The sequence below is a fragment of the Rhodanobacter sp. Root179 genome, from assembly GCF_001428465.1.
GTDB lineage: Bacteria > Pseudomonadota > Gammaproteobacteria > Xanthomonadales > Rhodanobacteraceae > Rhodanobacter.
Genome location: NZ_LMHR01000068.1, coordinates 24,609 through 35,864, shown reverse-complemented (window position 1 = coordinate 35,864; position 11,256 = coordinate 24,609). Strand labels below are relative to the sequence as shown.

Below are 11,256 nucleotides of genomic sequence, written 5' to 3'. Positions count from 1 at the left end.
CCCGTCTGGCGAGGTCTTGCCGCGTCGGTGCGAAGCGGTATCCTGACCAACCGGCATTGGCAGGCCCGGGACTGGGGGAGTCTTCAACGATGAAGCAGGCGGGCGCGGTCGGCTCGGCATCGTACGAGGGAGCGCAGCAGCTGAGCTGGCTGGCTCGGCTGATCATCGCGCATACCCCGGAGGAAGTGGCCACCGGCGTGGCCGGCCTGGTCAGGGCGCATCCGGATTGCCTGGCGGCCGAAGTCCTGTGGGGCAGCGGTGCCCTGGAGTACGTGCAGCAGCACAGCCCGGGGCTGGTGGCGGCAGCCGACGCGCCCTGGCTCGATGCCGCGCGCGCCAGCTCGCAGCCGCTGTGGCATGCCGACGGTCGCCGCGCCGCTGTGCGGTTGTGCGAGCAGCCCGAACCCGTGCTGCTGGTGGTGCGCACGGCGCACCCGGCGTCCAGCCTGTTCGAGGCGTTGCAGGAGCCGCTGACGCTCGCCGGGCAACTGCTGCAGCGGGCGCTGGAATGGGTGGAACTGCGCGATTCGCACGAACAGCTGGAGCGGTCGGAGAACCTGCAGCGCGCGCTGTTCGCGATCTCCGACCTGGCCGGCTCCGAACGCGACATGCCGGACATGCTGCGTGGCATCCATGCCATCGTCAGCACGCTGATGTACGCGGAAAACATGTTCATCGTGACGCGCAACGCGGGCGAAAATACGGTGCGCTTCCTCTATTACGTGGATGTCGTCGACCCGTCCGTGCCCGGTGACGGCCAGGACATGCCGTTGAGTGCGATCGAGCACACGCTGACCTGGTACGTGATGCGCGACGGCAATGCGCGGATGGGCGACGCGGAGGAGCTGCGCAACCAGGCGCCAGGCCCGGTGGCCGTGATCGGACCGGACAGCCACGACTGGCTCGGCGTGCCGATGCTGCGCGACGGTCATGTCGGCGGCGCGCTGGTGGTGCAGAGTTACCAGCAAAACATCGGTTTCAGCGAGGAAGATCTCGCCCTGCTGCAGTTCGTCGGCAGCCACATCCTGACCGCGCTGGAGCGCAAGCAGGGCAAGGACGAACTCGAACGCCAGGTGCAGCAACGCACCGTGCAGCTGGCCGAGGCCAATCGCGGCCTGCAGATGGAAGTGATCGAACGGCAGCGCGCCGAGCATCTGCAGGCAGCGCTGTTCCGGATCGCCGAGATGGCCACCGCCGACATCGATCAGGACGCCTTCTACCGACGCGTGCACGGCGTGGTGGGCGAGCTGCTGAACGCGGAGAATTTCTTCATCGCGCTGCTTTCCGACGATCGCCAGAAGCTGACCTTTCCCTACTCGGTGGACGCCGTGCTGGCACCGCCGGCCGAGCGCCCGCTGGGCCGCGGCCTCAGCGAGTACGTGCTGCGCCAGGGCACCGAGTTGCGGCTGGACAATGCGCAGATCGAGGAGCTCGAACGACAGGGCGAGATCGCGCCCGGCCGCATGGGCTCGCCGGCGATGTGCTGGCTGGGCGTGCCGCTGGTCGTCGGTGACGAGGTGATCGGCCTGGTCACCGTGCAGAGCTACCGGCCCGACGTGGTGTACGGGCCGGCCGACCAGGAACTGCTGAGTTTTGCCGCATCGCAGATCGCCAACAGCCTGAGCCGGCGGCGCTCGGCCGAGACGTTGCGGCGCGCCTACGGCGAACTGGAGCAGCGGGTGGAGGAACGCACGCTGGCGCTGCGCAAGGAAATCATCGAGCGCGAGCGCATGCAGGACCAGCTGCGCCACCAGGTCATGCACGATTCGCTGACCGGCCTGCCCAATCGCAGCTACCTGCGCGACCGCATCGATCGCGTGCTCGCCACGATGCGGCACAACCCGGACCAGCGCTGTGCGCTGCTGTACCTGGACGTCGACCGCTTCAAGATCATCAACGACAGCCTCGGCCACCTTGCCGGCGACGAAGTGCTGAAGGAAGTGGCGAACCGCCTCGCCGCCTGCGTGCGCCATCCCGACCTGGTGGCGCGGCTGGCCGGTGACGAATTCGCGATCCTGCTGGAACAGGAGGAGCTGCCGCCGGCGGCCACCACGGTGGCGCAGCGCGTGCTGGATGCGCTGGGCCCGCCGATGCTGGTGGCCGGCAAGGAGCTGCAGGTGACCGCCAGCGTCGGCATCGCGATGGGCGACGACCACTACGCCACCGCCGACGAGATGCTGCGTGATGCGGACATCGCGCTGTATCGCGCCAAGGAACTCGGCCGCAAGCGCTTCGCGATGTTCGACGAGACCCTGGCCAAGAACGTGGTCGACGTGCTGGCGATGGAAGGCGAGTTGCGCCAGGCCCTGCAGCACGACCAGTTCGAGCCGTACTTCCAGCCGATCTGCGCGCTGGACGGCAGTGACCGCGTGCTCGGTTACGAGGCGCTGATCCGCTGGAACCATCCCCGGCGCGGCGTGCTGGTTCCCGGCGACTTCCTGAAGATCGCCGAGGACAGCGGCCTGGTCGAGGCGATCGACTGGCGCATGTTCGAACTGAGCTGCCGGGAACTGCTGCGCCATGGCGACGGCGAGGCGTTCATGACCATCAACGTCTCGGCCCTGCACCTGCGCCACGCCGATTTCGATCGTCGCCTGGTGCAGCTGCTGGAAACCACCGGGCTGCCGCCGTCGCGGCTGGTGGTGGAAGTCACCGAGGGCGCCCTGCTGGACAACCCCGAACACGTGCGGGCCACGCTGGACCGCCTGCGGCTGATCGGCGTCGGCGCCGCGCTGGACGACTTCGGCACCGGCTATTCGTCGCTGAGCTACCTGCATTCGCTGCCGCTGCGCATCCTGAAGATCGACCGCGCCTTCGTGCACGAGCTGGACAAGGGCGCGAACACCTCGGGCACCACGGTGGTCGCCGCGATCCTGGCGCTGGCGCGGGCGCTGAACATCCAGGTGATCGCCGAGGGCATCGAGACGCCGATCCAGCGCGGCGCGCTGATCGCGATGGGTTGCGAGATGGGCCAGGGCTACCTGCTCGGCCGCCCCGCGCCGATCGCCCGGCCATCGGCGGCCGTCGGTGGCGCGGCCTGAGTCCGCGGCCTACTCGCCCGCAGCAATCTGCCGCAAGGCCTGCTCGAACGCCTCCGGCGGCTGGCCACCGGAAATCAGGTGCTGGCCGTTGACGATGGTGGCCGGCACCGAATGGATGCCGCGCGAGGTGAAGAACCGTTCCTGCTCGCGGACGTCGTCGGCGTACTCGTCGCCGGCCAGGATCTGCCGTGCGCGCTCACCGTCCAGTCCCGCTTCGATGGCCAGGCGCTGCAAGGTGTCGTGCGCGCTGACGTCCTCGCCATCGGTGAAGTACGCGCGCAGCAGGATCTGCTTCAGCGCCAGCTGGCGACCTTCCAGCCCGGCCCAGTGCAGCAGCCGGTGCGCATCGAAGGTGTTGTAGACGCGGCTGCGCCGATCCATGTTGAAGGTGAAGCCCAGCGCCGCGCCACGCTCGCGGATCGCCGCGCGGTTGGCGTCGATCTGCTCGGCGCTGCTGCCGTACTTGCGCACCAGGTGCTCGGTGGCGTCCTCGCCTGCGGCCGCCATCTGCGGATTCAGCTCGAACGGCTGGAAGTGGATCTCGGCGCTGATCTCGCCGTCTAACCTGGCCAGCGCCTGCTGCAGCGAAGCCAGTCCCACCGCGCACCACGGGCAGGAAACGTCGGAGACGAAGTCGATGCGGAGGGCGGCGGGGGTGGTCATGGCAGGCCTTCGAACAGGAAGCGGATTCTCCAGAATTGGGGCGCCGCGCAGCTGTTCAATGGTGACGAGGGCCGGTGTTCACCGGGTCATGCTCAAGGCCACCGCCTCGGCGATCCTGATCCCGTCGACAGCGGCGGAGAGGATGCCGCCGGCGTAACCGGCGCCTTCGCCGGCGGGATACAGGCCGCGGGTGTTGAGGCTTTGCAGGCTGTCGTCGCGCTTGATGCGCACGGGCGAGGAGGTGCGCGTCTCCACGCCGGTGAGGATCGCGTCGGGCATCGCGTAGCCGCGAACCTGCCGTTCGAATGCGGGCAGCGCTTCGCGGATCGCGGCGAGGGCGTAGTCGGGCAGGGCGCTGTCCAGGCTGCCAAGCATCACGCCGGGCTTGTACGACGGCTGCACCTCGCCGAACTCGCGCGAGGCGCGGCCGGCGAGGAAATCGCCGACCAGCTGCGCTGGCGCGCTGTAGTTTTCGCCGCCCAGCGCATAGGCGTGGCTTTCCAGCGCACGCTGCAGCGCGATGCCGGCCAGTGGGCCGCCGGCGGGATCGAACGCGGCAAAGTCCGACGGCTCGATGCCGACCACCACCGCCGCGTTCGCGTTGCGCTCGTTACGCGAATACTGGCTCATGCCGTTGGTGACCACGCGGCCCGGTTCGCTGGTGGCCGCCACCACGGTGCCGCCGGGGCACATGCAGAAGCTGTACACCGAGCGGCCGTTGCCCGCGTGGCTGCCCTTGCAGTGATGCACCAGCTTGTAGTCCGCTGCTCCAAGAATGGGATGGCCGGCTTGCGGGCCGAAGCGGGCACGATCGATCACCGATTGCGGATGTTCGATGCGGAAGCCGATCGAGAACGGCTTCGCTTCGAGATAGACGCCGCGGGCGTGCAGCATCTCGAAGGTGTCGCGTGCGCTGTGGCCCAGCGCCAGCACCACGTGGTCGGAGCGGATCTGCTCGCCGCTGGCCAGGGTGACGCCGCGCACGCGGCGTTCGCCGTCCGCGTCGGTGTCGATCAGCAGGTCGTCCACGCGCTGGCTGAAGCGGATCTCGCCGCCCAGCGACTCGATCGTCTCGCGCATGTTCTCCACCATCGACACCAGCCGGAAGGTGCCGATGTGCGGCTTGCTGACGTAGAGGATTTCCTCCGGCGCGCCGGCCTTGACGAACTCGGTCAGCACCTTGCGGCCATGGTGCTGCGGATCGCGGATCTGGCTGTACAGCTTGCCGTCGGAAAACGTGCCGGCGCCGCCCTCGCCGAACTGCACGTTGGACTCCGGATGCAGCTCGCGCTTGCGCCACAGGTCCCAGGTGTCCCTGGTGCGCTCGCGCACGGCCTTGCCCCGATCGAGGATGATCGGGCGAAAACCCATCTGGGCCAGGACCAGTCCCACGAACAGCCCGCAGGGGCCGAAGCCGATCACCAGGGGACGATGGGGCAGTTGCGCGGGCGCGTTCGCCACGAAGTGGTAGTCGGTGTCCGGCGTCGGTTGCACGTGCGGATCGTCGGCGTAGCGCTGCAGCAGCTCGGCTTCGCGCGGCGTGTCGATATCCACCGCATAGATCAGCGCGATCGCGCCGCGCTTGCGCGCGTCATGGCCGCGCCGCGCCACGGTGAAGCTGCGGATGTCGGTCGCCGCGAGGTGCAGGCGCTTGCGGATCGCCGCCGCCAGTTCGGCCTCGTCGTGATCGAGGGGCAGCTTGAGGTCGCTCAGTCGCAGCATGGTCCAGCGTTCCGTGAAGGCATCAGTTGCATGCGACGATTTTCGCAGATATCGCGCCGCCGCGAAGATCGCGGCGGCGCGCGGCGATCAGGCCTGGCCGATGAAGTCGGTCTTGCCGATGTCGGTGCCGGCCTCGCGCAGGATGTTGTACGCGGTGGTGCAGTGGAAGAACAGGTTGGGGATGGTGAAGCCGAACAGGTAGGCCTGGCCCGCGAAGGTCATCTCGCCGGTGCGCATCTTCATCACGACGGTGCGGTTCTCGCTGCCGTCGATCTGTTCCGGCGTGAAGCTCTTGATGTATTCGATCGCGCGTTCGATGCGACCGTACGCCTGTTCCAGCGTGGTCTCGTTGTCCTCGAACGATTGGGGTTCGACGCCGGCCAGACGGGCGGCGCCACGGGCGGCCATGTCGCAGGCGATCTGGATCTGCTTGATCAGCGGCAGCATGTCGGGGATCAGTCGCGTCTGCAGCAGCACCTCGTCGCTGACGTTCTTCGATTTCGCGTGTTCGGCACCTTTCTTCAGCACATGCGTGAGGTTGGTCAGCGCGCGGGTGAAAACGGGGACGGAGGCTTGGTACATGGACAGCGTCATGGGTGACTCTCCTGCGGTTCGTGAAGTGATTCGGGCAAGGGGTTGATGGCCAGCGCGGGCAGATCGCCGGTGAGCACGACGGGCGCGGCCTCGTCGGGTTGTAGTGCGACGAAGGCGGGCAGGTTTCGGGTGACCCGCGCCGCGACCACCAGGCCGATCAGCATCAGCACGGCCGAGAGCACGAACGCGGCGCCTGGCAGGTGGACGGGCGAACCCGGCGCGATCGACAGCGCGAAAATCTGTGCAAACAGATATGGCCCGAAGATGCCGGCGAAACTGCCCAGGCTGCCGATCGCGCCCTGCAGCCGGCCCTGCTCGGACGGATCGACCTGCTGCGTCATGATCGACTGGATCGGCGGCATCGCCAGCCCCCACAGCGCCAGCAGCGGGATGCCGAACAGGAACGCCCAGCCCACGTTGGCCACGCCCATCACCAGGAACGCACCGACGCCGAACAGCATGCCGGCCAGCAGCACGCGGCGCTCGCCGAAGCGCGGCGCCAGCTTGCCGGTGAGCACCGCCTGCACGAAACCGTCGCAGCCGCCGACCAGCATCAGCACGTAGCCGACCGCCTGTGGGCCCCAGTGGTAGCGGTAATCCGCGTACAGCACGAACACCGTCTGCAGCACGTAATGAGCGAGATAGACCATGAACAGCACCACTGCCAGGCCGAGCACCTGCGGCTGGCGGCGCAGCAGTTTCAGCGAGCCGAACGGATGCGCGCTGTGCAATTCGAGTCGGGCCGTGCGGCGTTCCTTCGGCAGTGATTCGGGCAGGACGAAACAGCCATACAGGAAGTTGCACAGCGCCAGTCCCGCTGCCACCCAGAACGGCAGGCGCAGCGCGATGCTGCCGAGGAAACCGCCCAGGCCCGGGCCGATGATGAAGCCCAGGCCGAATGCGCTGCCGAGGATGCCGAACGCGGCCGCGCGCTTTTCCTTCGGCACGATGTCGGCGATGTAGGCATTGGCCGTGCTGAAGCTGGCTGCGGTCATGCCCAGCAGGATGCGCGCCGCGAACAGCATCCACAGCGTAGGCGCCAGCGCCAGCACCACGAAGTCCACGGCCAGGCCGAGGTTGGAGATCAGGATCACCGGCCGCCGGCCGTAGCGATCGGACAGCGCGCCTTGCACCGGCGAGAACACGAACTGCACGATCGCGAACACCGTGCTGAAGATGCCCACCCACCACGCCGCCCGGGCGATGCCGCCGCCGGCCAGCTGCTCGATCAGGTGAGGCAGTACCGGGATGATGATGCCGAACGCCAGCATGTCCAGCAGCACGGTGACGTAGATGAAGGCCAGCGCGGCGCGATGGCGCGGAGCGACAGGCATCGGCGACTGGTTCATGGGCGTGGCGAGGCGGAGGGACTGCGACGATAGCCGAAGCGGGGGCGCCGCGGCATGTGCATCCGGTCAGGTATCGCCGCGGCATCGGCGCGATACCATGGAGCATTCTCCTGCCAGGACTGCCCTCATGGTTCGACGTCTGCTTCCCGTCTGTCTGCTGCTGGCGCTTGCCGGCTGCTCTTCCCACCAGGACGCGCCGGCGCAGGCGCCGGTGTCGAAGGAGGAGCTGGCCCCCGCGCCCGCCGCCACGGCGTCGGATGCCGTCGAGTCCGCCGCGGCCGTGCGCAAGCATCTGGCCGACTACGCCACGGTGAAGCTCACTGCCGACCTGTCGAAGTTCGATGCGCAACAGCAGCAGATGATTGCCTTGCTGGTCGAGGCCGCGGACAGCATGAACGCGCTGTACTGGAAGCAGGGCTGGGGCGACAAGGACGCGCTGCTGGCGAAGATCAGCGACCCGTCGGTGCGCGAGTTCGCCGAGATCAACTACGGCCCGTGGGACCGGCTGGACAACGACAAGCCCTTCGTCGACGGCATCGGTCCGCGTCCGGCCGGCGCGCAGTTCTACCCGGCCGACATGACGAAGGAGCAGTTCGAGCAGTCGCCGCTGAAGGACAAGACCGGGCTGTACACCTTGCTGCGCCGCGACGACAAGGGCCAGCTGATCAGCGTGCCCTACCACGAGGCGTACAAGGCCGAACTGGAAAAGACCGCCGGCCTGCTGCGCGAAGCCGCGAAACTGGCGAAAGATGCCGGTTTCCGCAAGTACCTCACGATGCGCGCCGACGCGCTGCTCAGCGACGACTACCAGGCCAGCGACTTCGCCTGGATGGACATGAAGAGCAACCCGGTCGACATCGTGATCGGTCCGATCGAGACCTACGAGGACCAGCTGTTCGGCTACAAGGCCAGCTACGAATCCTACGTGTTGATCAAGGACCAGGCCTGGAGCGCGAAACTCGCGCGCTTCGCCAAGTACCTGCCCGAATTGCAGCGCGGCCTGCCGGTGGCCGACAAGTACAAGGCCGAGAAACCCGGCTCCGACGCCGACCTCAACGCCTACTTCGCGATCTACTACGGCGGCGACGCCAACGTCGGCGCCAAGACCATCGCGATCAACCTGCCCAACGACGAGCAGGTGCAGCTGAAGAAGGGCACGCGCCGCCTGCAGCTGGAAAACGTGATGCAGGCGAAGTTCGACAAGATCATGCTGCCGATCGGCAAGGAACTGATCGCCGACGACCAGCAGAAGAACCTCACCTTCGACGCGTTCTTCCAGAACACCATGTTCCATGAAGTGGCGCACGGCCTCGGCATCAAGGAAACACTTGACGGCAAAGGCACGGTACGCAAGGCGCTGAAGGACCAGGCCTCCAGCTTCGAGGAGGGCAAGGCCGACATCCTCGGCCTGTACATGGTCAGCAAGCTGGCCGACAAGGGCGAGCTGGACAAGTCGAAGCTGATGGACAACTACGTCACCTTCCTCGCCGGCATCCTGCGCTCGGTGCGCTTCGGCGCCAGCGACGCGCACGCCAAGGCGAACATGGTGCGCTTCAACTTCTTCAAGCAGCAGGGTGCCTTCAGCCGCGACGAAGCCAGCGGCCGCTACCGCGTCGACTTCGACAAGATGACCGCGGCGATGAACGCGCTGTCGGCGAAGCTGCTGACCATCCAGGGCGACGGCGATTACGAAGCCGCGAAACAGCTTACCGAGCAGATGGGCAACGTCGACGCCGGGCTCGCCGGCGACCTGAAGCGACTCGACCAGGCGCACATCCCGGTCGACATCCGCTTCGAGCAGGGGCTGGACGTGCTGGGCCTCAAGCAGCCCTGATGCATGAGGACGCAGGCGGGCAATGCCCGCCCTACGCGGCGGCGATCCAGTCGGCGACGGCCTGCGGGTGTTCCAGGTGCAGGTGATGGCCACCGTCCATGTGCGTCACGGTGATGTTCGCCACGCAGGCGGCGCGCGCCTGCATCATCGCGTCGGGCAGGTACGAGGTGGCCGGCTGCGCCAGCAGCAGGGCGGTGGGTGCGGTGATGCCGCGCAGCAGGGCATGAACCTGCGATTCGGTCAGTCGGCTGGCGCTCGATCGGGTCAACCGTGAATCGCTGCGCCAGCGCCAGCCGCCGCCGGTTTCGATCAGCCCCCGTTCGACGATGGGACGGGCCAGTTCGGTGGCCAGGCCGCTGACCATGCTGCGTGCGTCGACTGCCTGTTCGATGCTGTGGAACACCCGCAGGGGCTTGTCGCTGCGCGGCGCCAGTGCATCGCGAAAGCGCTGCAGCGTGTGCGAGCCATCGTCGCCGAGCGGGCCCAATCCTTCGATCAGCAACAGCCGCTCGATCCGCTGCGGCCGCGCGCTGGCCACCAGCGCGGCGACGCCGGCACCCAGCGAATGCCCGAGCAGGGTGTAGCGCGCAAGCTGCAGCGCATCCGCGGCGGCCAGCACGTCGCGCACGTAGTCGAGGAAGTGGTAATGGCTGCCGGCGGGCAGGTGATCGGAATGGCCGTGGCCGGGCAGCTCCAGCGCGATCACGTGATGATGTTCCGCCAGCAGGGGCGCCAGCCGCGCAAAGCTGCCGGCGTTGTCGAGCCAGCCATGCAGGGCCAGCAAGGGCGGCAGCGCGGCGTCGCCCCAGCGCTGCGCGCGCAGCGAGCACGGCGGCAGGTCGATCGTGACGAACTCACTCATGGCCGGCGCGGACGGCTGTTGCCCGCTGCCCCGCCTGGATGCGCTGTTGCCGGTGTGCGGCGGCATCGTAGTCGGCGGCGAACTCGGGCCAGCCCTGGGTGTGCCGCAGCACCAGCGCGGCAAGGCTGTCGACCTGGTCCGGACTGTCGTTGAGCGCGGGGATGTAGCGCAGCGCTTCGCCGCCGGCGCCGATGAAGAAGTCGCGGTTCTGCATGGCGATCTCTTCCAGCGTCTCCAGGCAGTCCACCGCGAAGCCCGGGCAGGCCACGTCGAGCTTGCGCACACCCTCGGCGGCGAGCCGGCGCACGGTGGCGTCGGTGTACGGATGCAGCCAGCGTTCGCGACCGACCCGCGACTGGAAGCTCACCACCAGCTGTTGCTGGTCCAGCTGCAAGCGCTCGCGCAACAGCCGCGCGGTGGCGTGGCACTGGCAGAAATACGGGTCGCCTTCGTGCAGGTAGCGCTCGGGAATGCCGTGGAACGACAGCAGCAGCTTGTCGCCGCGGCCGTTCGCGGCCCACCAGCGTTCGATGCTCCGCGCCAGCGCCTCGATGTGCGCCGGCTCGTCGTGGTAGTCGTTGACGATGCGCAGTTCCGGTGGCCAGCGCAGCTGCTTGATGGTGTCGGCGACCGCGTCGAGCACCGAGCCGGTGGAGGTGCCCGAATACTGCGGGTACAGCGGCAGCACCAGCAGCCGGCGCACGCCTTCGCGCTGCAGCTGTTCGATCGCCTGGCGCACCGAAGGCTCGCCATAGCGCATCGCCAGCGCCACCTTCACCGGCGCCTGTGGCCGTTGCCGGGCGATTTCCGTTTGCAGCGCCGTGGCTAGCGCCTCGCTGCCGAAACGCAGCGGCGAGCCGCGGATGTCCCAGATTCTGGCGTAGGCATGCGCCGAACGTTTGGGCCGCAGGCGCAGGATCACCCCGTGCAGGATCAGCCACCACAGCCAGCGCGGATACTCGATCACCCGCGGATCGGCGAGGAACTCCGCCAGGTAGGGGCGCACCGCGCGGGCCGTCGGCGCGGTCGGCGTGCCCAGGTTGACCAGCAGGACGCCAGCCTGAACGGGCTGAACATCCGGGTCATGGGAATAGCCGGCAAGGCCGGTATAGTTGTTGCGAAATGGCATGGTGGTGATCGTGACGACGTCGATCAGTGAGTCTGCCACAAGCCCGCCACCCCCACTTGGCA

Annotated in this window: 8 protein-coding genes; 2 read left to right on the top strand and 6 right to left on the bottom strand. The window is 67.9% G+C overall.

Annotated elements, in window-relative coordinates:
* Positions 1-89: 89 nt before the first annotated feature.
* Positions 90-3,041, top strand: a complete 2,952-nt coding sequence (locus tag ASD82_RS06875) for an EAL domain-containing protein (protein ID WP_056717101.1) — start codon at positions 90-92, stop codon at positions 3,039-3,041.
* Positions 3,042-3,050: 9 nt separating this feature from the next.
* On the opposite strand, the gene ASD82_RS06870 is transcribed toward ASD82_RS06875, so the two are convergent.
* From ASD82_RS06870 to ASD82_RS06855, 4 genes are all read right to left on the bottom strand, one after another.
* Positions 3,051-3,704 (bottom strand): DsbA family oxidoreductase, encoded by a 654-nt coding sequence (locus ASD82_RS06870; RefSeq protein WP_056717100.1) that lies wholly within the window; start codon positions 3,702-3,704, stop codon positions 3,051-3,053.
* Positions 3,705-3,782: 78 nt separating this feature from the next.
* Complete coding sequence (locus tag ASD82_RS06865) at positions 3,783-5,426, bottom strand: NAD(P)/FAD-dependent oxidoreductase (RefSeq protein ID WP_056717099.1); 1,644 nt, start codon at positions 5,424-5,426, stop codon at positions 3,783-3,785.
* An 87-nt stretch (positions 5,427-5,513) separates the two neighbouring features.
* Entirely contained in the window at positions 5,514-6,020 is a 507-nt protein-coding gene (locus ASD82_RS06860; protein WP_056717098.1) for a DUF1993 domain-containing protein, read from the bottom strand.
* The gene (locus ASD82_RS06855) at positions 6,017-7,354 is read right to left on the bottom strand and encodes a TCR/Tet family MFS transporter (RefSeq protein ID WP_235580655.1); all 1,338 of its coding nucleotides are present in this window, start codon (positions 7,352-7,354) and stop codon (positions 6,017-6,019) included. Before ASD82_RS06855 ends, ASD82_RS06860 begins: the two co-directional genes overlap by 4 nt.
* Positions 7,355-7,496: 142 nt before the next feature.
* On the opposite strand from ASD82_RS06855, the gene ASD82_RS06850 reads away from it, so the two are divergent.
* Positions 7,497-9,203 carry a Zn-dependent hydrolase gene (locus ASD82_RS06850; RefSeq protein ID WP_056717096.1) on the top strand — a complete coding sequence of 569 codons (1,707 nt, stop codon included), beginning with the start codon at positions 7,497-7,499 and terminating at the stop codon, positions 9,201-9,203.
* Positions 9,204-9,234: 31 nt separating this feature from the next.
* On the opposite strand, the gene ASD82_RS06845 is transcribed toward ASD82_RS06850, so the two are convergent.
* Positions 9,235-10,065 carry an alpha/beta fold hydrolase gene (locus ASD82_RS06845; RefSeq protein WP_056717095.1) on the bottom strand — a complete coding sequence of 277 codons (831 nt, stop codon included), beginning with the start codon at positions 10,063-10,065 and terminating at the stop codon, positions 9,235-9,237.
* Entirely contained in the window at positions 10,058-11,194 is a 1,137-nt protein-coding gene (gene hemH / locus ASD82_RS06840) for a ferrochelatase (RefSeq protein WP_056717125.1), read from the bottom strand. Before hemH ends, ASD82_RS06845 begins: the two co-directional genes overlap by 8 nt.
* Between the last annotated feature and the right edge of the window lie 62 nt (positions 11,195-11,256).